This is a genomic window from Pseudomonas sp. 2835, assembly GCF_050435905.1.
Lineage (GTDB): Bacteria > Pseudomonadota > Gammaproteobacteria > Pseudomonadales > Pseudomonadaceae > Aquipseudomonas.
The window spans coordinates 1-24320 of sequence record NZ_JBNDLE010000003.1 but is presented as its reverse complement, the minus strand read 5'-3'; the positions used below and the strand labels follow the sequence as shown (position 1 = coordinate 24320).

General features: G+C 61.6%; 19 protein-coding genes. 9 read left to right on the top strand and 10 right to left on the bottom strand.

The window, feature by feature from the left end; translation table 11 throughout:
• Positions 1–50: 50 nt before the first annotated feature.
• Both ABIE20_RS04210 and ABIE20_RS04205 read left to right on the top strand, forming a co-directional pair.
• A complete protein-coding gene (locus ABIE20_RS04210; protein WP_429503062.1) occupies positions 51–1379 on the top strand; it encodes an OprD family porin in 1329 nt (442 codons plus the stop codon).
• Positions 1380–1477: 98 nt separating this feature from the next.
• Positions 1478–1684 carry a hypothetical protein gene (locus tag ABIE20_RS04205; RefSeq protein ID WP_429503060.1) on the top strand — a complete coding sequence of 69 codons (207 nt, stop codon included), beginning with the start codon at positions 1478–1480 and terminating at the stop codon, positions 1682–1684.
• 70 nt (positions 1685–1754) lie between these two features.
• On the opposite strand, the gene cmoB is transcribed toward ABIE20_RS04205, so the two are convergent.
• The 3 genes from cmoB to ABIE20_RS04190 all read right to left on the bottom strand — a co-directional run bounded on the left by cmoB (position 1755) and on the right by ABIE20_RS04190 (position 3935).
• Positions 1755–2711: a tRNA 5-methoxyuridine(34)/uridine 5-oxyacetic acid(34) synthase CmoB gene (gene cmoB, locus ABIE20_RS04200; RefSeq protein ID WP_429503058.1), complete on the bottom strand. Its 957-nt coding sequence runs from the start codon at positions 2709–2711 to the stop codon at positions 1755–1757.
• On the bottom strand, positions 2708–3451 hold the full coding sequence (gene cmoA, locus ABIE20_RS04195) for a carboxy-S-adenosyl-L-methionine synthase CmoA (RefSeq protein WP_429503056.1): 744 nt from the start codon (positions 3449–3451) through the stop codon (positions 2708–2710). Before cmoA ends, cmoB begins: the two co-directional genes overlap by 4 nt.
• Before the next feature lie 85 nt (positions 3452–3536).
• Entirely contained in the window at positions 3537–3935 is a 399-nt protein-coding gene (locus ABIE20_RS04190) for a protease inhibitor I42 family protein (RefSeq protein ID WP_429503054.1), read from the bottom strand.
• Positions 3936–4056: 121 nt separating this feature from the next.
• On the opposite strand from ABIE20_RS04190, the gene ABIE20_RS04185 reads away from it, so the two are divergent.
• From ABIE20_RS04185 to ABIE20_RS04175, 3 genes are all read left to right on the top strand, one after another.
• Complete coding sequence (locus ABIE20_RS04185) at positions 4057–5220, top strand: alpha-xenorhabdolysin family binary toxin subunit A (protein ID WP_429503052.1); 1164 nt, start codon at positions 4057–4059, stop codon at positions 5218–5220.
• Between the two features lie 12 nt (positions 5221–5232).
• Complete coding sequence (locus tag ABIE20_RS04180) at positions 5233–6243, top strand: alpha-xenorhabdolysin family binary toxin subunit B (RefSeq protein ID WP_429503050.1); 1011 nt, start codon at positions 5233–5235, stop codon at positions 6241–6243.
• A gap of 80 nt (positions 6244–6323) precedes the next feature.
• Positions 6324–7313: a hypothetical protein gene (locus ABIE20_RS04175; RefSeq protein WP_429503048.1), complete on the top strand. Its 990-nt coding sequence runs from the start codon at positions 6324–6326 to the stop codon at positions 7311–7313.
• A 69-nt stretch (positions 7314–7382) separates the two neighbouring features.
• Here the strand turns inward: ABIE20_RS04175 and lon are convergent, their stop codons facing one another.
• The 4 genes from lon to ABIE20_RS04155 all read right to left on the bottom strand — a co-directional run bounded on the left by lon (position 7383) and on the right by ABIE20_RS04155 (position 16046).
• Positions 7383–9806 (bottom strand): endopeptidase La, encoded by a 2424-nt coding sequence (gene lon, locus ABIE20_RS04170; RefSeq protein ID WP_429503046.1) that lies wholly within the window; start codon positions 9804–9806, stop codon positions 7383–7385.
• Between the two features lie 128 nt (positions 9807–9934).
• Positions 9935–12343 (bottom strand): glucose/quinate/shikimate family membrane-bound PQQ-dependent dehydrogenase, encoded by a 2409-nt coding sequence (locus ABIE20_RS04165; protein WP_429503044.1) that lies wholly within the window; start codon positions 12341–12343, stop codon positions 9935–9937.
• Between the two features lie 30 nt (positions 12344–12373).
• Positions 12374–13732, bottom strand: coding sequence for a carbohydrate porin (locus ABIE20_RS04160; protein WP_429503042.1), 1359 nt, complete (start codon positions 13730–13732; stop codon positions 12374–12376).
• Between the two features lie 253 nt (positions 13733–13985).
• Positions 13986–16046 carry a TonB-dependent receptor gene (locus ABIE20_RS04155; protein WP_429503040.1) on the bottom strand — a complete coding sequence of 687 codons (2061 nt, stop codon included), beginning with the start codon at positions 16044–16046 and terminating at the stop codon, positions 13986–13988.
• 197 nt (positions 16047–16243) lie between these two features.
• On the opposite strand from ABIE20_RS04155, the gene ABIE20_RS04150 reads away from it, so the two are divergent.
• A complete protein-coding gene (locus ABIE20_RS04150; protein ID WP_045197670.1) occupies positions 16244–16465 on the top strand; it encodes a VF530 family DNA-binding protein in 222 nt (73 codons plus the stop codon).
• Positions 16466–16469: 4 nt separating this feature from the next.
• Positions 16470–17123, top strand: a complete 654-nt coding sequence (locus ABIE20_RS04145; RefSeq protein WP_429503038.1) for a Pr6Pr family membrane protein — start codon at positions 16470–16472, stop codon at positions 17121–17123.
• 9 nt (positions 17124–17132) lie between these two features.
• Here ABIE20_RS04145 and ABIE20_RS04140 read toward each other — a convergent pair whose 3' ends face one another.
• Together ABIE20_RS04140 and ABIE20_RS04135 are read right to left on the bottom strand one after the other, a co-directional pair.
• Complete coding sequence (locus ABIE20_RS04140) at positions 17133–17900, bottom strand: siderophore-interacting protein (RefSeq protein WP_429503036.1); 768 nt, start codon at positions 17898–17900, stop codon at positions 17133–17135.
• Positions 17897–18466, bottom strand: coding sequence for a PadR family transcriptional regulator (locus tag ABIE20_RS04135; protein ID WP_429503034.1), 570 nt, complete (start codon positions 18464–18466; stop codon positions 17897–17899). Before ABIE20_RS04135 ends, ABIE20_RS04140 begins: the two co-directional genes overlap by 4 nt.
• Positions 18467–18689: 223 nt before the next feature.
• On the opposite strand from ABIE20_RS04135, the gene ABIE20_RS04130 reads away from it, so the two are divergent.
• On the top strand, positions 18690–19184 hold the full coding sequence (locus ABIE20_RS04130) for a C40 family peptidase (RefSeq protein ID WP_429503032.1): 495 nt from the start codon (positions 18690–18692) through the stop codon (positions 19182–19184).
• On the opposite strand, the gene ABIE20_RS04125 is transcribed toward ABIE20_RS04130, so the two are convergent.
• Positions 19181–22315 carry a transglycosylase domain-containing protein gene (locus ABIE20_RS04125; protein WP_429503030.1) on the bottom strand — a complete coding sequence of 1045 codons (3135 nt, stop codon included), beginning with the start codon at positions 22313–22315 and terminating at the stop codon, positions 19181–19183. The two genes, ABIE20_RS04130 and ABIE20_RS04125, sit on opposite strands and share 4 nt — an antisense overlap.
• 436 nt (positions 22316–22751) lie before the next feature.
• Here ABIE20_RS04125 and ABIE20_RS04120 point away from each other — a divergent pair, with 436 nt between their 5' ends.
• Entirely contained in the window at positions 22752–24173 is a 1422-nt protein-coding gene (locus tag ABIE20_RS04120; protein ID WP_429503028.1) for an amino acid permease, read from the top strand.
• Positions 24174–24320 lie beyond the last annotated feature (147 nt).

Sequence of the window (24320 nt, the reverse complement as noted above, 5' to 3'; positions counted from 1 at the left end):
CCCGCATTGCGGGCGCCTTGCGTATCTCTGCCAATAATCAGGAGTTGAAGATGGGGAACACATCCACAGCCTGTTTTACCGGCGCCCTGGCCCTGGCCAGTTGTGCGACCGCCAATGCCGTCAGCCAGCCCGCGGGCGGGGGCTTTGTCGAAGACAGCAGCCTGACGGTGCTCAGCCGTAACTTCTATTTCAACCGCGACTACCGTAACGGTGAGCAATCGCCCACCGGCAAGGCCGGTTACGCCGAAGCCTGGGCCCAGGCCTTTATCGCCCGCTTCGAGTCGGGCTACACCGAGGGCACCGTGGGCTTTGGCCTGGATGCCCACGCCATGCTCGCCCTCAAGCTCGACAGCGGCGATGGCCGCAGCGGCGGGCGCAGTTCATTCGACATGTTGCCGGTGGACCGCAATGGCGACGTGGCCAGCAACTTCAGCAAGCTCGGTGGCGCGATCAAGGCGCGCTTGTTCGATACCGAGATCAAGTTCGGCGACGTATTCCCGACCACCCCGGTGGTGCACTTCGGTGACTCGCGGCTATTGCCGGAAAGCTTCACCGGCTGGACCCTGGAGAACACCAGCCTGGCTGGCCTGAAAGTCCAGGGCGGGCGCTTGCATGCCATGAGCCAGCCGCTGTCGAGCAACAATCGCGACGGCTTCGTGACCTTCTATGCCGGCCCCGTCGACTCGCCCTGGCTGGGCTACTTCGGTGGCGATTACCAGGCCAGCGACAACCTCAGCCTGAGCCTCTACAGCAGCCGTCTGAAAGACGCCTGGGACCAGCATTACGCCGGAATCAGCTACAAGTACCCGATCACCCGCGACCTCACCGGTTTCACCAGTTTCAACTACTACAAGGCCAAGGATGAGGGCCAGCAATTGCTGGGCAAATTCGACAATGACATCTGGAGCGCCCGCGTCGGCGTGAGTTATGGCGCCCATACCCTGGCCCTGTCGCACCAGCGCAACCAGGGCGACAACGATTTTGACTACCTGCGTCAGTCCGACTCGATCTACCTCGACAACTCGATCCAGTACAGCGACTTCAACTCGCCGAAAGAGCGCTCGTGGATGCTCCGTTACGACCTCGACATGGCCGCCTATGGCGTGCCGGGACTGTCGTTCATGAGCCGCTACGGGCGCGGCAGTGGCGTTGATTACTCCGATGCCAATGGCGTGTACATGCGCCGCGATGCCGACGGCAAGCCGCTGACCGGGCAGAAGCGCTGGGAGCGCGATTTCGAGGCGAAGTACGTGGTGCAGTCCGGCAGCCTCAAGGATTTGTCGCTGCGCGTGCGTCAGGCCACGACCCGGGCCACGGCTTTCGAATCGGACCTCGATGAGGTGCGCCTGATTGTCGAGTATCCGCTGACCGTGCTGTAGGGCGAATCTTGCAGCACTGTAATGTCCGCCTCACCTTGGCGTTAGCTTGCCCTCCGTAAGATTGAACTGTCCTGAAATTCAATCACGAGGTGAGCAACATGAGCCTGAACAAATATGTGCTGATGGCCGTATTGGCCCTGGGCAGTAGCGCGGCACTTGCCGAAGGCGGGGCGGAGCGTTCGAAGCAGTTCTGGGAAAACTTCCGCCTCAGCCAGGAACAGATTCACGGCAAGAAGGACCAGGCAGTGGCCAAGTCCGACGCGCAAAAAACTGACACGGCGACCAGGCAGGTGGCCAAGGAGTAGCTCCACTCACCTTCGAAGCTCCCGCTCCAACGGAAAAGGTGAACTTTGGCGCCCTACACGGGCGCCTGTTTTATTTGCGCGCCACCAGCACGGCGCGGCGAGGTGCCGGCAGGCCTTCGATGGTGCGGCTGTGGTCGGCGGGGTCGAGGAAGTCGCTGAGCGACTGGTAGCGCATCCACTCGGTGCTGCGCTGTTCTTCGATACTGGTGGTGCTGACATCGACGCAGCGCACATCGCTGAAACCGGCGCGGCGCAACCAGCGCTCCAGGGCCGGCACCGATGGCAGGAACCAGACGTTACGCATTTGCGCGTAGCGGTCTTCCGGCACCAGCACCTGGTTTTCGTCACCTTCGATCACCAGGGTTTCCAGCACCAGTTCACCGCCCTTGACCAGGCAGTCCTTGAGCGCGAGCAGGTGCTCGATGGGCGAGCGGCGATGGTAGAACACGCCCATGGAGAATACTGTGTCGAAACCTTCGAGGTTGGCCGGCAGGTCCTCCAGGGCGAACGGCAGGTGCCAGGCCGGCAGCTGCGGCAGGTAGCGCTGCACCGCCTGGAACTGGCAGAAGAACAGCCAGTTGGGGTCGACGCCGATGACGCTGTCGGCCCCGGCGCCGAGCATGCGCCACTGGTAGTAACCATTGCCGCAACCGACATCCAGCACCCGCTTGCTCCTGAGGTCCAGGTGCGGGGCGACGCGCGACCACTTCCAGTCCGAGCGCCATTCGGTGTCGACGTGCACGCCGAACAGGTCGAACGGCCCCTTGCGCCACGGCGACAAGCCCATCAGCGCCTGCTGCATGCGCGCACGGGTGTCATCGTCGCAGTCGCAATCCAGGTTCAGGCCGTTTTGCAGGTCAATGCGCGTGGGTTCCAGCACTGGCAAGGCATCCAGCGCCGCTTGCCAGCGTTCCAGGTCGCCATGACCTTTTTCCATCTTGGCGTCGAGTTGCGCTTGCAGGCCTTGCGCCCATTGCGCCAGGGGTGTGCCCGCCATGCGGCGGACCAGGGGGGACAGATCAATCATGGCAGGGCAATCAACGAGGCAAAGTTAAGGCATTGGAACCAGGGCACGACCTTGGAGAAACCAGCCGCCAGCAGGCGCTGGCGGTGTTCTTCGAGGCTGTCGGGCTTCATCACGTTCTCGATGGCGCTGCGCTTCTGGGCGATTTCCAGTTCGCTGTAGCCATTGGCGCGCTTGAAGGCCACGTGCAGGTCGGTGAGCAGCGCGTGTTCCTCGGTGTCATCGAAGCGCAGCTTCTCCGAAAGGATCAGCGCACCGCCCGGCAGCAGCGCCTGGCGAATGCGCGTGAGCAGCTCCAGGCGTTGTTCGGGGGCGATGAACTGCAGGGTGAAGTTCATCGCTACCACCGAGGCCGGCTGGAACGCTAGGGCAAGGATGTCGCCTTCGATCACCTCGACCGGCAACAGCTCCTGGAACATCGAGTCCTGGGCATTGAGGTACTGTCGGCAGCGCTCGACCATGGCCGCCGAATTGTCGATGGCAATCACCCGGCAACCGTCGCTGCGCACATGCCGGCGCAGCGCCTGGGTCACCGCGCCGAGCGAGCTGCCCAGGTCATACAGGGCGGTGTTGGGCTGGGCAAACTGGGCGGCGAGCACGCCGAGGTTCTCGACGATGGTCGGGTAACCGGGCACCGAACGCTTGATCATGTCCGGGAACACCCGCACCACATCTTCGTTGAAGGCGAAGTCGGGCACCTGGCCAAGGGGCTGGGCGAATAGGCGGTCGGGTTCTTTGCTCACGGGGGCAATCCAGGCGTTGGGCGGTAAAGGGCCGGCATTTTAGCCAAACTGGCGCCAGGATGCATGGCCCGCTGACCAGCGCGGCTTACTTCACCGTGATTGCGCAGTCGAAGGTCTGCACCGGGCGCACTTCCGGGGCCCAGGGTTGCTGGTAGACCAGCAGCAGATGGCCTTCACCGGCGGCCTGGGCCTGGAAACGCCACACCGATTGCCCGGCGCTGCCAACCACGCCAGCGTCCTCGGGGTGGCTGTAGACCTCGGGGCCCAGGCTTCGCAGGATGCCCGCGGCCGGGTTCTGTACCAGCCAGCGATAGCCGGTGCTGGGGTTGCTGGGCAGGGTCAGGGTCAGGGACTGGCCCGACTGCAGATGTACAGGGCACTGGCTGGCCTTTTCCAGCACCACATTCTCGTGCCGGCCTGGTGTTTGTGTACAGGCTGCCAGGAGTGACAGGCCAAGGACCAACAGCTTGCAATTGGTGTTCATCGACAATTCTTTCCGTCAGGTTGGTATTGGCTTTCAGGAAAGCCTGCCCTCTGCAGGGCACTTCACAGCGGGATTAGTTTGAAGGTCCCCGCCGAATCGGCGTTTTAACAGGGACGTGATCATGAGCAGTACACAGATCAATTTTGACACATTGCAGACTGAGGCTGAGCACCTGCCTGGCAATCTCATTCAGGCAATGGCGGAGCGCGATGGCCCCGACGAAGGTGGGTTGACGCTGACGCGAGAACACATCGTTACCCTCAACCAGTATGCCAACTATACCTTCCAGCTTCCTGTTGCCAAGGATGCCGTGATTCGCTCGCTGGGCTATTCCACCATCCCAGAGCCGGACCTGATGCCGAGCAAGATGGAGGAGATGCACAAGCAGTTGCAAAAACACGGGCGCAGTTGGACGGTACTTGCCGACAATAGCAAGAAACTTGGTTTCGAGCTGGCGGCCAGCGCCAACGCCATCAACACCACTGGCGACGAGATCCTGGTGATTCTCGAAAACAGTAAGGCGCTGGGCAAGCGCCGGGACGCTTGGGAGACCATCAAGTTCGACAAGGCTATCAGCCTGGGGACAGGAGACCGACACCGGGTTCTTGACCTCGTTGACTATATGGAGGTGCTGCGTGAAGACGTGGACCTTTTTTCCCGGCGGGTGAGCGCTGTACGTGAAGAAACCGAAACGTTTCGCGATACCGCGCGCGAACAGTTGCTTCCCTTGGTTGCGGTGAAAAGCCAGGCGGTCAAGCGCCAGAAGGCGAGTGGGGCAGTGCAGCAACTGCGTGAAGATCTGGCCGAACTGGACAATGAAATCAAAAAACTTGAAGCCGAATATAGCCAGTATGTCAAAGCCGCACTGAGTGGCTTGGCAGCAGGGCCGCTGGGTGCGGCTATAACCGGCGGCATATATGGCAGCAAGGCGGCGAAAGTCCGCAAGGAACGTAACAAGCTGCAGGGCCAACGCGGTGAACTCAGCCAGAAACTCAAGGCGGCCGTTCGCCTGGAAGGTCTGGTGGAAGAGCTGGGTACGCAAATGGGGCAACTGGATACGCGGCTGAGGGATGTGGTCACCGCCTCTTCTCACCTGCAGTCGGCCTGGGAGTTGATCGGGGTCTACATCGATACATCGATTGAACACCTCCAGCGTATCGAAAACGATCAGGAATTGTTCAAGTTTGCGTTGTTTTTTAAACGATTCATCGGGCAATGGAAAAATATTGAGAAATTTGCCCAGCACATGAATCGTGTCTTTGATGATGCCGCAGCCGCCAAGTAAGGATAACCCTAAATGAGTGATAACATCGTTGCCATGAGTGCCGCACTTAACGTTCCGAAAATGGATAAAATTCTCTGCGCAGTGTCGGCATATGCGACGTCGTGGGAACAGCGTACCTACAGTTTTCTGCCGTTACTGCATGAGTCAATCGAGCGACACTACAAAGGAATGCAAAGCTACGTCGATGGCTTGGCTAAACATTCGGAAGTGCTCGCGGTCACTATAAAGTCACACAAGCTTGATGAGCTGCTTGACGATTTTCGCCAAGCCGCGGAAGACCCTGAAGAGGTGGAGTTCTTTCTTGAGGAACTGCAGACTTCAAAAAGCAAGATCGCTACAGAGCTTGATGTCGTAGTTTCCGGTGTGGTGACGGCGTCCAAGGCGATCGCCAGTCTGCCGGTTTATGACGCAGGTCGCGACCAGACAACGTACCTGGAAACTCAGGAGCGCCTGGTTAGCAGCCTGCAAGCACTGATCGAGGCGCTCGGCAGCAAACGCGAGAACCTTGCCGAACTGGAAAAGGCCATCGGTGTATTTGAGGCCAATGGCATCGAGCAGCTGTTCCAGGGCAAATTGCCCACGGTTGAACAACTTCAGGGGCTGGTCGCTCAGGGCGCCACTACCGCAGGTGCCGCAGCCGCGGTCGAGCAGGCATTGGAGGCGCTGGGCAAGTTGATGGAGGGCGTGCAGCAAGGCATGCACTACTCACGGCTTCAGGACCAGCGCCGGGCGCTACGCAACGACATAAACGCTCTGGTCGCTGAACAACGCGAAAAGGAGCAACAAGCGAAAAAAGTGGAGTCCCATCTACAAGCGCTGTCGGCGTATGCGCTACTGCATCCGAAACGCTCGGAATGGCTGGCGGAAAAACAGCAGATTGGCGTGCAACTGGAAACGGTGGCCCTTCAACTGCGCAGACTGAAACTGGGAAGTTTTGAACAGGCGCAGGCGTTAAATCAGTTGCTGACAAAACTGGTTGCCTATGTTCAGAGCATTGTCCTCCAGTTCCGTCAGGCATTTTAAGTACAGTGAAAAGCAGCGTTTGTTGTGCCCCGGTGTAATAACCGGGGCGCAGCGCTGCAGCGCACAGGGAGTGGATAAATATGAATGCAAAGCTGTTGGATGACACTTGGCAGAAACAAGCTTCGGGCCTGCCAGGTGACCTGCTGAGTGCACTATCATCAAACCTGGATACCGGCGCCCTGAGTTTGACGCCAGCCCATGTCACGAGCCTCAATGATTATATAGTTTATGCCAGACGCTTGCCGGGTTCACCCCGGGAACTGTCCACCTGGCTAGGCGTCGGTAGTAACCTGATAGGTGTTTTGTTATCTAACGCTTCATTTGCCGTTAACCCGGAGCTCAACAGCAGTGCTTTGACGACGTTTTTTCGTCAGGTAAAAGGGAACGCCACGAGTTGGGAAGTGTTGTTTGGGAAAAACCTGCAATTGGCAAACCATTTATTCACGGTCGCGGGCAACATCAGTCGTTCAGGCGCAGTGATTCTCGATGTCTGTGCTCAAACCAAGGCATTGGGTAAACGCCGAGAGGCCTGGGATGCTCTGCAAGCGGGGGAATGGGTGAGCCTCAGCCAGGCAGACCGGGAGATACTTTCGTCCTTGCCCAACCAGATGAGTGCACTCAAGGAGCAACTGAAGGGCTATACCCGGCAAGTTGAGCGTGTGCACCTGGAGGGCACCCGGTTTCGCGACGAAACGCGCATGCAGGTGATCCCTGCTGCGTCTAGAAAGCTGCAGGAAGTAGGGCGCTACATAAAACCAGTGAACCGCGACATCAGTTCCAACACGCTGAGACTTGTGGGAATGCAAAACCGTTTTCTGGAACTGTCAGATCGCCTGCAGGCATTGGAAAAACTGCTGAGAGCGGTATTGACTGCCGCGTCGCATGTGCATTCATCCTGGCAAAGCCTGACCGCTTATATTGATGCGTCGAGCCATCAGTTGCAGCTGATTACCTCTGGCCAACAATTGGCCCGATTCGCGATTTATTTCGGGCGGTTTCTGGGGTTGTGGAAAACCATCGAACAGCGTGCGCTGCAGATGAGTCGCACGCTGAGCGGTTATCAACTGTGAGCGCAAGTTAATTGCAGTCAACCAGGCAGGCGCGGGCTTTTAACTCCCGCGCCTGCTGCCAGGACAACTTCAGTTGAACAGCACCTTGGCGACATCACCAAAACGCTTGGCAAAGTGCACACTCAAGCCCTCCTTGAGATAAGCCGGCAACTCCTCGAAATCACCGCGGTTGGCTTCCGGCAGGATCAGCTCGAAGATCTTCTGTCGCCGCGCCGCAATCACCTTCTCGCGCACCCCGCCGATCGGCAGGACCTTGCCGGTCAGGGTCAGCTCACCAGTCATGGCCACGCCTTTCTTCGGCGCCTGGTCGCGCGCCAGTGACAGCAGTGCACTGGCCATGGTCACCCCGGCGCTGGGGCCGTCCTTGGGCGTGGCGCCTTCCGGCACGTGCAGGTGAATGAAGGCTTCGTTGAAGAAGCTCGGATCACCACCGTATTGCTTGAGGTTGGCGCTGACGTAGCTGTAGGCGATCTCAGCGGACTCTTTCATCACCTCGCCCAATTGGCCGGTGAGCTTGAAGCCGCGGTTGAGGGTGTGGATGCGCGTTGCCTCGATTGGCAGGGTGGCGCCGCCCATGCTGGTCCAGGCAAGGCCGGTGATCACCCCTTTGCCGGCTAGCACCTGTTCGCTGCGAAACACCGGCATGCCCAGTGATGCCTCAAGGTCCTTGGGGCCGATCTTGATCTTTTTCTCGGGGTCGTCTAGCAGTTGCACCACCGCCTTGCGCACCAGCTTGCCCAGCTGTTTTTCCAGCTGACGCACACCGGCTTCGCGGGCATAGCCCTCGATCACCGTGCGCAGGGCGCTGTCGCTGATGCTCAGGCTGGTCTTGGCCACCCCGGCTTTTTGCAGCTGTTTGGGCCATAGGTGGCGCTTGGCGATGGCCAGTTTTTCTTCGGTGATATAGCCGGACAGGCGAATCACTTCCATGCGGTCAAGTAACGGCCCGGGGATCGAGTCGAGGGTGTTGGCAGTACACACGAACAGCACCTTGGACAGGTCCAGGCGCAGGTCAAGGTAGTGGTCGAGGAAGTCGACGTTCTGCTCGGGGTCGAGGGTTTCCAGCAGCGCCGAGGCCGGGTCGCCCTGGTAGCTCTGGCCCATCTTGTCGATCTCGTCGAGCATGATCACCGGGTTCATCACTTCGACGTCTTTCAGCGCCTGCACCAGTTTGCCCGGCTGGGCGCCGATGTAGGTGCGGCGGTGGCCCTTGATCTCGGCCTCGTCGCGCATGCCGCCGACGCTGAAGCGATAGAACGGCCGGCCGAGGGATTCGGCGATGGACTTGCCGATGCTGGTCTTGCCGACGCCCGGCGGGCCTACCAGCAGCACGATGGAGCCGCTGATCTCGCCTTTGTAGGCACCCACGGCGAGGAATTCGAGGATGCGTTCCTTGATGTCATCAAGGCCGGCGTGATGCTGGTCGAGCACCTTGCGCGCGTGCTTGAGGTCGAGCTTGTCCTTGCCGTAGACGCCCCAGGGCAGGGCGGTGGCCCAGTCCAGGTAGTTACGGGTGACGGCGTACTCGGGCGAGCCAGTCTCGAGGATCGACAGCTTGCCCAGCTCTTCGTCGATGCGCTTTTGCGCGGCGGCGGGCAGGGTCTTGCTTTGCAGGCGTTGCTCGAACTGTTCGATGTCGGCGCTGCGGTCGTCTTTGGTCAGGCCCAGCTCCTGCTGGATGACCTTGAGCTGTTCCTTGAGGAAGAACTCGCGCTGGTGCTCGCCGATCTGCCGGTTCACTTCGGCCGAGATCTCGTTCTGCAGGTGCGCGACTTCGACCTCCTTGCGCAGCATCGGCAGGACCTTTTCCATGCGCTTGAGCATGGGCACGCAGTCGAGCACTTCCTGCAGCTGGTTGCCGGTGGCCGAGGTCAGCGCGGCGGCAAAGTCGGTCAGCGGCGACGGATCGTTGGGACTGAAGCGGTTGAGGTAGTTCTTCAGCTCTTCGCTGTACAGCGGGTTGAGCGGCAGCAGCTCCTTGATCGCGTTGATCAGGGCCATGCCGTAGGCCTTGACCTCGTCGGTCGGCTCACTGGGTTGATGCGGGTATTCGACCTCGACCAGGTAGGGCGGGCGATGGTGCTTGAGCCAGGTACGAATGCGCACCCGGGTCAGACCCTGGGCGACGAACTGCAGTTTGCCGTTCTCGCGGCTGGCGTGGTGAACCTTGACCAGGGTGCCGTACAGCGGCAGGGCCGAGGTGTCGAAATGACGGTGGTCTTCCGGCGGCGTGTCCATGAAGAACAGGGCCAGGGAGTGGTGTGGGGTCTTGGCTACCAGATCCAGGGTTTCGGCCCAGGGTTCTTCATTGACGATCACCGGCAACACTTGCGCGGGGAAGAACGGGCGGTTGTGGATCGGGATGATATAGACCTTGTCGGGAAGCTGCTGGCCCGGCAAAGCAAGGTTATGGCCGCTGTGTTCGGCGGCTTCGAGATGCTCGACTTCGGCGTCTTCCTCGGGATGTTCCGGTAGATCCTGCTGATCGCTCATGGCGCACCTGCTTAATGACTATGGTGCTTAGATGGGGCGGGTGGAGCAAAGATTCAAGCTTCAAGCCACAAGCCGCAAATGAGGAGCGCGGTGCTTGCAGCTTGCAGCTTGAAGCTTGCAGCTAAGGCCTACTCAGCCAATTTGTAAGCGATTACGTAATCGCCCATCTTGGTGCCCAGCGAGCCGTGACCACCGGCGGTCACCAGCACGTATTGCTTGCCGTCCTTGCCGGTGTAGGTCATCGGCGTGGCCTGGCCACCGGCCGGCAGGCGCGATTTCCACAGCTCTTTGCCGGTGTTGGTGTCGTAGGCACGCAGGTATTGGTCCAGGGTGCCGCTGAGGAAGCCCAGGCCGCCTGCAGTGACGATCGAGCCGCCCATGCTTGGCACGCCAATCGGCAGGCCGATCGGGATCGGCGAGCTGTCGCGGCTGGTGCCGTTCTTGTGCTTCCACACCACCTGGTTGGTGGTCAGGTCGATACCGGCTACGTAGCCCCAGGCGGGGGCCTGGCACGGTACGCCCAGTGGCGACATGAACGGGTGCATGATCACCGCGTACGGTGCACCGGTGTTCGGCTGCACACCGCTGGTTTCGCTCTCACGCTTGCTGCCGGCGGCAACTTCGGCGCGCGGCACCATCTTCGAGACGAAGGCCATGTAGTTCGGGCTGGTGAACAGCAACTGGCGCACCGGGTCGACCGAGACGCTGCCCCAGTTGAACACGCCGACGTTACCCGGATAGACCAGGCTGCCCTGTACCGACGGCGGAGTGTACTGGCCTTCGTAGCGCAGTTCGCGGAACTGGATGCGGCAGAGCATCTGGTCGAACGGGCTGGCGCCCCACATGGCCTGTTCGGTCAGGTCCGGGCCGAGCAGGTTGAGGTCTGAACGGGCCTGGGTCGGCGCGGTGTGGTCACCTTCGACGGCGCCTTGTGGTACCGGGATCTCGCGGATCGGCACGATCGGCGTACCGTCACGACGGTCGAGCACGTACAGGCTGCCCTGTTTGGTCGGGGCAATCAGCGCAGGTTTGACGCCGTCGGCGGTTTTCAGATCGAGCAGAGTTGGCTGGCTGCCGACGTCCATGTCCCACAGGTCGTGGTGGGTGAACTGGTAGTTCCAGCGTACCTTGCCGTTGGCAAGGTCGAGGGCGACGATACCGGCGCTGTACTTCTCGGCGCCCGGGGTGCGATCAGCACCCCATTGGTCCGGGGTCTGGTTGCCCAGCGGCAGGAAGACCATGCCCAGTTTCTCGTCGACACTGGCCAGCGACCACATGTTCGCCGAGTTGCGGCTGTAGGTCTTGCCAGGGGCCAGCGGTGCGGTGTCATCCGGGTTGTTGCTGTCCCAGTTCCACACCAGGCGACCGTCGTGTACGTCGTAAGCGCGGATGACGCCGGACGGCTCGTTGGTCGACTCGTTGTCGGTGACATGGCCGCCGATGATCAACAGATCACGGGTGATCGCCGCAGGCGAGGTGGAGTAGTAACCGCCGGCGGTGAACGGGCCGATGCCGGTGGTCAGGTCGATCACACCCTGGTTGCCGAAACCTTCACAGACTTTGCCGGTGTCGGCGTTGAGGGCGATCAGGCGGGCGTCGGCGGTCGGCAGGTAGAGGCGGCGCGGGCAGGCGACGGCAACGGCCTGGCCGGCGTCGCTGATTTTCGGCGCGGGGCTGCCGTCAGCGCTGACGTAGTTGTTCTCGTCGTAGTACGACACACCACGGCAGGTCATGTGGGCAAAGCCCTTGAAGCCCACCGGGCTCTTGATCTGCGGGTCGAAACGCCAGATTTCGGCACCGGTGTCCGGGTCCAGGGCCAGCACTTTGCTGTGGGCGGTGCAGGCGTACAGCTTGCCGTTGACCTTCAGCGGGGTGTTCTGATTGGTCAGCTCGACCGGGTCGTTATCGGTCGGCAGGTCGCCGGTACGGATGCGCCAGGCTTCCTGCAGCTTGTGTACGTTCTGCGGGGTGATCTGGCGCAGCGGCGAGTAGCGGTCGCCGAATTCGGTGCGGCCATAGGCTTGCCACTCGCCATCCGGCATTTGCGGCGCAGTGCTGCTCATCTCGGCGCTTTCGCGGCCCAGCTCGCCCTTGATTTCACCCGGGTGGGTGAACTGGCTGGCCACTGCAGTGGCACCCGACAGCACGACGGCCAGGCTCAGCAGGCCGGTGTTGACCTTGGACGGGTTGCCCAGCAGCGGACGGCGCGCCCACGGCAGCAGCAGAACCCCACCCAGGGCGAACCACAGGGCCAGGCGCGGCACCAGTTGCCACCAGTCCAGGCCGACTTCCCACAAGGCCCACAGGGTGCTCCCCAGCAGCACCAGGCCATACAGGCCCAGGGCGTTGCGGCGCAGGGCCAGCAAGAGGATGCCGGACAGGGCGAAGCCGATGCCGGCAATCAGGTAATACAGCGAACCGCCCAGCTGGCTCAGTTTGATACCGCCAGCCAGCAGGGCCAGGCCCATCAGCAACAACAGCACACCGATCAGTCGCGGCAGCCAGCGGGTTCTACTCAAGGCACCATCAGTGCTCATCGTGTGTTCTCCGTTAGGTGAAAAGGGTGGTTAGAAACTGCTCTGGATCTTGATCCCGCCGATCAGCGCGTCATCGACCTGGCTCACGCCACCGGGGTGGCGGATGTACTGCAGGTTGGGGCGCACGGTCAGCCAGTCGGCCAGGTGGATGCCGTAGTACAGCTCGGCGCTGTATTCGGTGTCCTGGATCGGACGGAACAGGGAGTCGTTGAAGTCGCTGACGCCGCGGGCCTGGTTGATGGCCTGGGCGTTCTTGCGGTAGGCAGGGTTGACGTGCACGCGTGCCAGGGCGAAACCGATGTCGTCCTTGGCGCGGGCATCGAAGGGCCCCTTGTACACCACACCTGCCTGAACATAGTTGTCGATGGCATTGGTCTTCTTGTCGTGCAGCGTGGCGTTGGCGAATACGCTCAAACCACGCGAATGGTCAGATGCCAGCGACGTCACCTGTTGCTGGGCACCGAGCCAGAAGCCGTGCTTGCTCGAACTGCTGCGGTAAGCCTGGCCGCTCAGTGCTGCCGGTTGATCGTTGCTGTCCTTGTAGACATCGCTTGCCTTGGCATTACTGTAGTAGTAACCGGCGCGATATTCCCCTTTCAGGCCATTGACCGCCGGGCTCCACACCAGTTCGACCGGAATCACCGCGCCCTGGGTGCCGCTGCCGCTAAGCTTGAAGCCGTTGCCGCGATCGAGGTTGGAAGGGTTCTGCTCGTAGGCACCGATTTGTGCGTATAGCTCAGGGGTCAGGTTGTACTTGACCCGCAGGGCCCACTGGCTGACCGGCCAGTTGTACCAGATGTCACCGACCCAGTTGCCCACCTGCGAGCCGCAGAACGCCAGGTTCTGGAAGTCGCAAGGGAAGCTGTTGAAGTCCTCGCCCTGGCCGAAGCGGCCGAATTTCACGTCCAGCGCGCCGTCGAAGTACTTCTGTTTGATCCACATCTGGGTCAGCCGCCAGGTCTGGCCGCGGCCCCAGACTTCCTGGGCCGAGGTAAAACCGCCGACGCGCGGGTCATTGATGCGGTCGTTGCTGATGTTGTTGCCGTGGCGCTCGGTGACCGTCAACTGGAACTCGGCATCGTGCCAGCCGAGGATCTTCTGCAGGTCCAGGTGGGTGCCGAGGGCAAACTGGTCGCTGTAGCGCGCAGTCTTGTCGTTGTCATGCCCGCCGTGCAGGTTGGCGCCCATCTCGCCGGTGTAGCCGAGGGTGAAGTCGTAGCCGCGTTCAGCCAGCTCCGTGCGGGTGCCGCCCCAATCGCCAAGCATCCATGGCGAGTCGCTGGCGAACATCGCGGCAGCCTGGGCGCAAGGCGCGAGGCTGGCGATGGCCAGACCCGAAAGCAGTGTCCGGGTGGCGGGGGAAAAGCGGAAACGATCGTTCTGAGGCATGAGATAGCGCTATCTTTTGATTATTGAAAAAACGGCAAGGCCACCGAGTTACGAGGAGCATCGGCGATAAGGCTGCAGGGAAATAGACTGAAGCGGTTCAGCTTGCGGCGGGGAGGATATAGCTGAACTTGTAAGAAAAAAAGTCAATTCAGCAAGAGGCACCGTTGCCGAATTGGTAACAGTGCGGTTGAGGCAGGTGACTCTGATCCGCTGTGGGAGCCAGCAAGGCCGGCGCCCACAGGGGGCTATTGCTTTAGAAGGTGGTACGCAAGCCGACTTCGACACTGCGCCCTGGTGCCGGGGCGATGTCACGCAGGATCGAGCTTGAGTAGCGCACGGTCTGGTCGGTCAGGTTCTCACCCCGGACAAAGGCCAGCCATTGGCTCTGGCCGATATCGAAACGGTAACCGACGCTGGCGCCGAGGGTGGTGTAGCCGTCGGTGCTGGTCTCGTTGGCCGGCTTCTTGTGCTGGGCACTGGCGTGCTGCACGTCCACCCGTGCCTGCCAGCGATCCAGTTCCCACAACAGGCCGCTGTTCAGGCGCAGCGGGGCGATGCGCGGCAGGTCTTCGCCGGTGTCGAGGTTCTTGGCCCGGGTGTAGTCGCCTGAAAGCTCCAGGGCAAAGCTGCCATAGCGGTTCTGCGCCAGTTGCCAGCGGTCCTGGGCCTCGATGCCGTAGAAGCGCGCGCGAACCCCGTGGTAGAGGTATTCCGGTACATCACCGCCGTGGTCATGATCATGGTCGTGATCGTGGTCTTCATCGCCGTGATCATGGTCGTGGTCATGACCTTCGCGCAGGTTGCCGCTGGCCAGCAGGCCGATGTAATTGCGAAAGTGGCTGTAGAACACGCCGACGCTGCCCTTGTGCGTGCCGTTGTCGAAACGCAGGGCCAGGTCGCTGGAGATGGCTTTCTCCTTGCTCAGGTTCGGGTCACCGACCTCATAGGTGCCGGTGGCGACGTGGGCGCCGTTGGCGTACAGCTCGTAGAAGGTCGGAGCACGTTCGGTGTAGCCCAGGGTCGCGGCCAGGGACCACACCGGGGTCAGTTCGTAGACCGCGCCGGACGACAGGCTGGCGGCGGTGAAGCTGCTGGAACGATCTGCCTCGGCAAAACGTTCGCTGCCCTTGCTGTCAGGTTCGACCCGGGTGTGCTCCAGGCGCCCGCCAAGGCTCAGGTTCAGGCGTTCGGTGGCTTGCCACTGCTCGAGCATGAACAGCGCCAGGCTGTTGGTGTCGGTGTGCGGCACGAAGGCTTCTTCGCCTAAGGCAGAGAACTCGTTGCGGCTGACCTGGGCGCCAATCACCCCTTCGACCGGCCCCAGTGGTTGATGCCGGGCCTCGACCCGCGCCTCGTAGCCCTTGTTCTTAAAGGTGGTGTGCACCTCGCCGCTTTCCAGTTCGCGGTGTTGATAATCGGTGTAGCCAAGGTCGACCTTGAGCGAACTGAACGGGCCGTCGAGGTCCCGCAACTCCGAGGCGAAGCCGTAATGATCCTGCTGCATGTCCAGGCGCACACCCGGTTCGGCCACCGAGCCGTAGTTGGAGTCATAGCGGCTGTAGGAAAGGCCGGCATAGCCGTGATCCCAATGGTAGGAACCGCCAACGGCGCCGCCGTCCTGGCGACCGTCGCTGTTGTCCAGGCGATGCTTGCTGCCCGGTTCGTCGGCGTCGCGCACTTTCGAGCTGCGGGCGTAACCGGGAATACGCAGGTCATTGAACTGGCGGCTGTTGGCGTCCAGGTGCAGGGCGAAGCGGCCGTCACCCGCTTCCAGCTTGCCGGCGCTGCTGCGGGTGGTGTCGGCGCCGCCGTAGCGCAACTCACCGGCGCCGTGAATGCCGTCGATGGGCGAGGTCGGAATGCGGTTGTCGAAGCTGTTGACCACCCCGCCGATGGCGTTGCCGCCGTAGAGCAGGGCGGCCGGGCCGCGGACGATCTCGATGCGCTCGACGGTGGCCGGGTCAAGTGGCACGGCGTGGTCATAGGACAACGACGAAGCATCCAGGGCGCCAACGCCGTTGCGCAGGATACGGATACGGTCGCCGTCCAGGCCGCGGATCACCGGGCGGCTGGCACCCGGGCCGAACCAGGTCGAGGCGACGCCGGGCTGGTTGTTGAGGGTCTGGCCGAGGCTGCCTTTTTGTTGCAGGGCAAGGTCGTCGCCATCGAGCACAGTGGTGGGCGCAGCCAGTTCGCTGTTGCCCAGCGGGTTGGCGGTGATCACCTGGGGTTGCAGCTCGACAGCCTGGCTCAAGGGTGAAGCGAGCCAGAGCGCAGCGGCAAGGGGGGACAGGCGCAGGGGTAAGTGACGCATGAAGGGAAGAGGTCCTTGGCAGTGTTATAGTGTTGATACAATATAACATTACCATTAAAGATAAAACGCTCAAGCGCTGGCTAGAGCCCTTGCCCACACTAGAATGTCTGTAAGCAGCACCTTGAAGGCGAAAAGTCTGAAGACTTGCAGCCGTGGCTCGGCTAAGGTGCGCACCTTTCGTAGGCTGGAGCACAGGCATGACCGCCGCTAATCAAAACCCGCTGCATGGCGTGACCCTGGAGCAGATCCTTACCGCGCTGGTCGCGAAGTACCAATGGGACGGCCTGGCTGAGCGCATTGATATCCGCTGCTTCAAGAGCGACCCGAGCATCAAGTCGAGCCTGACCTTCCTGCGCAAAACCCCCTGGGCCCGGGAGAAGGTCGAGCGCCTGTACCTGAAAATGCAGCGCGGCCGCTGAGCGCGTGAACCGGCGCACGCTCTTGATTGCCTCGGCGGCATGCCTGGGCTGGAGCGCGCTGGCAATCCAGATGTACCTGCTGTTGCTGGCGCGCTGGCAGGAGCAGGCGAGCCTGCTGGGTGGCCTGGTGACTTTGTTCAGTTTTTTCACCGTGCTCAGCAACACCCTGGTAGCCGTGGTCCTCAGTCACGCGGCATTCGGCCGCGAGTCGGCGCTGCGGCGCTTCTTCCTCGCGCCCTGGGTCAGTTCCGGGATTGCCGCGAGCATTATCCTCGTGGGCCTTGCCTACAGCCTGTTGCTGCGTCATTTGTGGCACCCGCAAGGCTGGCAATGGCTGGCGGATGAGCTGCTGCACGACGTCATGCCGCTGCTGTTCGTGGCCTATTGGTGGTGCTGCGTGGAGAAGGGCAGCCTGCGCTTCTGGCATCTGCTGGCCTGGCTGCTGTATCCGCTGGGGTATTTTGCCTATGCGCTGCTGCGCGGGCATGTGATAGGCGTCTATCCCTATCCGTTTATCGACGTGGCCGAACTGGGCTATGGCCAGGTGCTGCTCAATGCGCTGGCGATTCTCGGTGGGTTTGTCGCCATCAGCCTGCTGTTGCTCGGCCTCGATCACTGGCAGGGCGGGCGCCTGGCCAAGGCCAGGACGCAACCCTGAGGCAGCCGTTCAGTCGTCGTGAGGGTCAAGCTGCCAGTAGGAGGCAGCCTTGATCAGGTCTTCCTTGACGCCCTTGTCATCGATCAGCAGGCGCTTGGTCCTACGCATCAGCGATTTTTCCAGGGCCACCCAGGTATACAGCTGACCGCTTGGCAGGGGCAGATCCTTCACTACTTGAAGCAGATCCTGCTGCTGGCGCTGAACCCAAATCACCTCGACCTGCGCGGCGCTGGCCAGTGCTTGTTGCTCCTGGGCATTCTCGATTTCGATCACTGCCAGTACCTTGCGGCCCGCCGGTAGTTCTTCCAGGCGCCGGGCGATGGCCGGGATCGCGGTTTCGTCACCGATCAGCAGGTAGCTGTCGAAGATATCCGGGACCACCAGCGAGGCCCGTGGCCCGGCCATGTGCAGCACCTGGCCGACCTGCGCCTGGGCAGCCCAGGTCGAAGCAGGGCCATCGCCGTGCAGGACAAAGTCGATATCCATCTCGCCGCCCGCCAGGTCGATGCGCCGTGGGGTGTATTCGCGCATGGTCGGGCGCAGGCCGTCGCGGCTGAAGTCGAGGTTGTCGAGCACGGCCTGTTCTTCTGCCGAGCAGGCAAACATCAGTTTGACGTGGTCATCGCTGCCGACGCTGGTAAAGCCCTGCAGCTCTGGCCCGCCGAGGGTGATGCGGCGCATGCGCGGGGTCAGCTCGGTGACCCGCAGCACGTTCAGGCGGCGGTGCTTGATCTCGTGGTTGACGCGGTGAATGGTGGCGTTTTCGCTAACAGTCATTCGGCTTGCTCCGGTGAGGTCGCAGTGGGCCCTGCGACGATGGCTTTGGCGGTGTCGTTGAGCAGGGTGCGGACCCGCTCGATTTCCGCCGGGTTCCAGCGCCCGCTGTGCATCTGCAGGGCGTGGCGCAGGTTGTGTACGGCTTCGTGGATCTCTGCCGGGCGGTCGTGGCCGCGCAGCGAACGCTTGCTGACCTCAATGCGCATGCGCACTCCGTCCAGGGCGATGGCCTGGTCGGCCAGGGATTTCTCCCCAGCTGCGGTAATGCCGTAGAGGCGCTTGCTGCCCTGGGTCTGGCCGCTGATCAGCTCGGCTTCTTCAAGAAAATTCAAGGTCGGGTAGATCACTCCGGGGCTGGGGCTGTAGCTGCCATCGAAGAGGCTTTCGATCTGGCGGATCAGGTCGTAGCCGTGGCAGGGCTGCTCGGCCAGCATCGACAACAACAACAGCTTCAGGTCGCCTGGGGCAAACACGCGGGGGCCGCGATCGCCACGTTCACGGCCGTGACGACGTTCAAAGCCGTCATGCCGGTCGCCGTGTTCGCGGTGGGGATGATGGTCACGCATGGGAATCTCCGGTTGCGTTAGATGTATCTTCAGATATTACTCAAGATATATCTTAAAGCAAGCGCGAGAATAAGAATATTTCTCATGATCAGCGTAGGACGTGCTGAATTCGTGTAGGAATGCTTAAGGTTTTTCCTACAAACGCCTCAGATTGGCTTGATCTACACCCACGGAAATCACCCCTAAGATTCGCCACGTTTTCTTCACCTGTGAGTATTTCACCGTGGCGCGTTCAATTTTTTTCATCAGCCTGCTCTGGGGGCTGTCGTTTTTTGCCCAGGCCAATTTCTCCGTTACCCAAGTCGCTCGCGAGCACACGGTACGGCACGAGCTGGAAGCCAATCTCGATCGTCTGGTCGAGCGCGCGCACGAGTTGATCGGCGTGCCGTACCGCTGGGGCGGCATGTCGGTCAAGGGCGGATTTGATTGCAGCGGACTGCTGGTCTACCTGTTCCGTCACGAAGCCGATATCAGGATTCCACGCACCACCGCGGCGATGCTCAAGTCCGGTGCCCGGACCATCAAGCAGAGCCAGCTAAAACGTGGCGACGCGGTGTTCTTCAATCGCAACGGCCAGGGCCGGATCGGCCACGTCGGCCTGTACATCGGCGAAGGGCGTTTCATTCACGCCCCACGCACTGGCAAGAACATTCGTATTGATTCCCTGAGCAACAGTTACTGGGCCAAAAGCTATACCACCGCCAAGCGCTTCCACTAGCGCTGTACCATCCGCGGCGGCTTGCACAGGGTGTGGCTGCCTGGTTCCAGGTACGGCATCAGGATGGGCGCCATGCCCTTGAGCACCTGTACCGGCAGCGCTGAAGTAAAGCGGAAGGACTCCGCCGCACGCCCGGGAACGAAGGCGGTGAGGGTGCCGAAGTGGTTTTCGCCGAGGTAGAACACGAAGGTGGCGGTGCGGTTCAACGAACGTGAGCCGATCAGCCGCCCGCCCGCGCCGAAGCTTTCGATGCGGTTGTCGCCGGTGCCGGTCTTGCCGCCCATTACCAGCGCAGCGCCGTCGGCCAGTTTGAAGCTGCCCGACACCCTCCGCGCAGTACCGGCATCTACCACTTGCGAGAGGGCGCCGCGCAGGGCCCGGGCGACCTCCACCGAGAGTACCCGCTGGCCCAGGTCGGGGTCGCTGGTCAGACGGGTTTCATAGGGGGTGTCGGCGGCAAAGTGCAGGGTGTCGATGCGCAGCACTGGCAAGCGCACGCCGTCGTTCTGGATTATCCCGATCAGCTCGGCCAGGGCTGCCGGACGGTCGCCGGAGCTGCCGATGGCGGTGGCCAGCGACGGCACCAGATGATCGAACGGATAGCCGACGCGTTTCCAGCGTTGATGGATATCGAGGAACGCTTCGATTTCCACCAGGGTGCGGATGCGACTGTCGCGTGCGCCCTTGTGCCGGCTCTTGAACAGCCAGCCATAAACTTCCTGGCGTTCGAAGTGGCTGGCTTGAGCCGCTTCCTGGAAGGTGGCACTCGGGTGTTGCAGCAGGTAGCCAAGCAGCCACAGGTCCAATGGGTGCACCTTGGCAATGAAGCCTTGGTCGGGCAGGTCATAGGCGCCCGGCCGGTAGGCTTCGTACAGCTCTTGCAGACGTTTTTCGGTAACGGTGTTCTGCTTGGTGGCTGCCGCCTTGTTCTCGATCCGGTCTTTTTTCAGGTGCGCCTGGACGAAGGAGTTGAAGGTCGCCTGGTCGGCCTCCGGAAACAGGTAACGGTGTACTGCGGCCAGGCGGATCGGGGTCACCCGCAGGCTGTCGAGGAAAGTATCCAGGCGTTGCTGCGAGGTCTTGCGCTGGTACTTTTTCCAGAACCTGCGCATGTAATCGGTGCCTTCCTTGTCGGCAAAGCGCGCCAGGTATTCCTGACGGCGCGGCTCGGCATCGTCCTTGAGCAGGCTGGCACTGTTGCCCGGCTGCTGGTAGGTGCTGTAGCGCACCAGGTCGCGCATCAGGCGAATGAACGGCAGGTTGATCGACTCGCGAAGGGCGTCCTTGAGCGTGGGAATGCGGCCGTTGTCTTCCTTGCGAAAGTTGTTGAATACATGCAGGCCACCGCCGGTAAAGAAGGCTTCGCCGGGGCTGGCGGAGTACTTGCGCTCAAGGGCGGCGTTGAGCATGGCGCTGAGGTCGCGGTCCTTGTTCTGAATCAGGTAGTCGAGGGACCAGCGGGTAATGAAGTCCAGTTCGGCCACCGGGACTGTCTTCAGCTCCGCAGCCGGGGTGTTGGCGTACTTGTCGTGCAGTTCACCGATGATTTCCAGGTAGCTGGTCAGCACTCGCAGCTTGGCGGTCGAACCCAGCTCCAGCTTGCTGCCTTCGTTGATATCGAACGGCTGGTCGGTGCTGTCGGTCTGTACCCGCACCCTTGAGCCGTCGGCGGTGCGTTCGAGCAGGGTGAAGCTGTAGCGCACCTGTGTAGTACTGGTCGGAGTCAGCAGGCGCTCGCCGAACAGGCCCATTTTTTCCGCGAAGGCCGGGTCGGCAAGGTCCTTCAGGTACTGGCTGACCTGGGCCTGCAAGTCCGACTGCAGGGTGCTGGTCGCCGACAGGTCGAGGCGGTCGAGGTCGTACAGTGGCCGGCCGAGGGCCGAAGACAGCCGGCTGCGGGCAACGCTGATGCCCTTGTTGGTGACGATTGGCTGGATGGTCGGCTGGGCCACCCAGTCGCGGTAGATGGCCTTGCTGGCCAGGGCGGCGTCGGCCAGCGGCTTGTCGATGATGTTGCTGGCCGAGAGGATGCGGATGTGGCTGTCGGTCAGCAGCGCCAGTTCCGCGCGGCCCTTGGACAAAAAGTGCGATGGGCGGCGCTGGGCGATCATCAGCGACAGCACCTGGCGCAGGGCCAGGCCCCGGACGGCGAGGCTTGCCGGGTCAGTCTCGGTGGAGGACAGGGCCTGGTTGACCTGGGCGAAGTCGGCGCCGTACCAGACCCGCAAGCCTTCGGCCATGCCATGGACTTCACCATGCCCGGGAACGGCTGAAAGCGGCACGCTGTTGAGGTAGTCACGCACAATGCGCTGGCGGGCTTCCAGGGTCTGCGGGCCATCCTGATAGGCGCGCACGCTGGCGGAAATCATCTGGCGGATCTTCTCGCTGCCCGAGGCGGTCAGGCCGTCGGGCGAATGCCGGTACTTTTCCAACTGGGTAGCCAAGGTACTGCCGCCCGCCGACTGGCCGGGCAGGGCCAGGTATTTGGCCACCTGGGTGTAGGCCGCCTTGGCAAAACGCGGCCAATCGACGGCGGGGTTGTTCAGTGGGTCATTGGCGTCGAGCAGGTCGCGGTTCTCGATAAACAGCAGGCTGTGGACGATGACCGGCGGGATCGACGCGAAGTCGGGGTACAGGTGCTGCGGGTAGTGAAACTGATACAGGGCGTCGCCCTTACAGTCGGTAATCGACAGTCCGGCTTGAATCTTCTCGGCATAAGGCACGAAAAATCCGTGATCGACGTAGTCCATGAGTGCCGGCGAAAAACGCGCCTGTTCATTGATGACGTAGTCACGTTTGAGCAGGCGCGGCAGGAACTCCCCCAGCGAGCTGTAGCCCAGTCGCTTGTCGAACGGGCCGTCGCCAGGGTAGCGGATGGCATCGCTGGGGCCGGGTTGCATGGAGTAGCTGAGGGTCGCGGCGAACTGGCTGAATTCGCGCGCCTGCAGGCGCGAAGTGCGCATTTCGACGCTGGCGGCATAGCCCAGGGCGATCAGGGCAAGCAGCAGTACCAACCAGAACAGCCGCCACCAGAGGCGGCGCTGGCGTGGGCTTTTCGGCGATGGCGAAGGTTCGAGGTGTTCAGAGGGAGCTTCCGTACTGTTCGGTTCCGATTGCCACAATGCGCCCATAGTCTTCAGCCCGGCTACGTATTTTCGTCTTGCTTGCCTGAAGCTTAGACGGTGGCCGGGTTTGGTGAAAAATTTGTAGTCAGTTGCCGGGTATTTCCTAAAAACGTGTCAGAAATGCGCCTTTGGTGGAGCTTGAATTGCCCCGTTTTGGTGCTATGTTACCCGCCCTGTTTCCTGCAGAGGCTCTAGCACGGGGAATGCCCCTCCGTAGAAGCGGTTTTTGCCGAGAGTTCTCGCCAAATATCGTGCTTTATACAGTGAAATGCCCTGCAGGGGCCTTTCTATACTGCTCGCCCCTTTCGCTCTGCCGGTTTTCAGACCTGGCAGACGGGTCCGCTCACAAGGTGGCGCCCGGCGAGGCAATGCATCCAGCCTATCGGCGGTGCCAGGCCTGCACGAATGGTCATATCCAATAACAAAATGAGGTTGTACTTTTATGCCAGTCGGCAACCACCCTTCTCACGGTGAGACCGCTCAGGGCGGCCCACTCAAGCGAGAGCTCGGCGAACGCCACATTCGCCTGATGGCGCTGGGCGCCTGTATCGGTGTCGGCCTGTTCCTCGGTTCGGCCAAGGCCATCGAAATGGCCGGTCCGGCCATCATGCTGTCGTACATCATCGGCGGCCTGGCGATTCTGGTGATCATGCGCGCCCTCGGCGAGATGGCCGTGCACAATCCGGTCGCCGGCTCGTTCAGCCGCTACGCCCAAGACTACCTCGGCCCGTTGGCGGGCTTTCTCACCGGCTGGAACTACTGGTTCCTGTGGCTGGTGACTTGCGTGGCGGAAATCACCGCGGTGGCCATCTACATGGGCATCTGGTTCCCGGAGGTACCGCGCTGGATCTGGGCGCTGGCGGCCCTGGGCAGCATGGGCGCGATCAACTTGATCGCGGTCAAGGCCTTCGGTGAGTTCGAGTTCTGGTTCGCCCTGATCAAGATCGTCACCATCATTGCCATGGTGCTGGGTGGCGTCGGCATCATCGCCTTCGGTTTCGGCAACGACGGCGTGGCCATGGGCATCTCCAACCTCTGGAGCAACGGCGGCTTCATGCCCAACGGTGTGACTGGCGTGCTGATGTCGCTGCAGATGGTGATGTTCGCCTACCTGGGTGTCGAGATGATCGGCCTGACCGCCGGTGAAGCGCGCAACCCGCAAAAAACCATTCCGCAGGCCATCGGTTCGGTGTTCTGGCGCATTCTGCTGTTCTACGTCGGCGCACTGTTCGTGATCCTGTCGATCTACCCGTGGAACGAAATCGGCAGCCAGGGCAGCCCGTTCGTGATGACCTTCGAGCGTCTGGGCATCAAGACCGCTGCCGGTATCATCAACTTCGTGGTAATCACTGCCGCGCTGTCGTCGTGCAACGGCGGCATCTTCAGCACCGGGCGCATGCTCTACAGCCTGGCGCAGAACGGCCAGGCGCCAGCCACCTTTGCCCGCACCTCGAGCAACGGCGTACCGCGCAATGCCCTGCTGCTGTCGATCGCAGCCTTGCTGCTGGGCGTGCTGGCCAACTATCTGGTGCCGGAGAAAGTCTTCGTCTGGGTAACCGCCATTGCCACCTTCGGCGCGATCTGGACCTGGGTGATGATCCTCCTGGCCCAGCTGAAGTTCCGCGCCGGCCTGAGCAACGCTGAGCGTGCTGCCCTGAAGTACCGCATGTGGCTGTGGCCGCTGAGCTCCTACCTGGCGCTGGCGTTCCTGATCCTGGTGGTCGGCCTGATGGCCTACTTCGAGGAAACCCGCGTGGCCCTGTACATTGGCCCGGCGTTCCTGGTGATGCTGACGGTGCTGTACTACGTGTTCAAGCTGTCGCCAAACAGCATGGAACAACGCGCGGCAAGTTCGGCGTCCTGATCCTCGCGTAAATAAAAAAGCCCGTATCCATGGATACGGGCTTTTTTTTGGCTCACGGAATCCCGGGTTGGGATGTTGAGGCTGCGAGTTTATCCATTCAGTGTGGGGCTGCTGCTGGCCCCTTCCGCCTTTACGGCGGCCTACTTT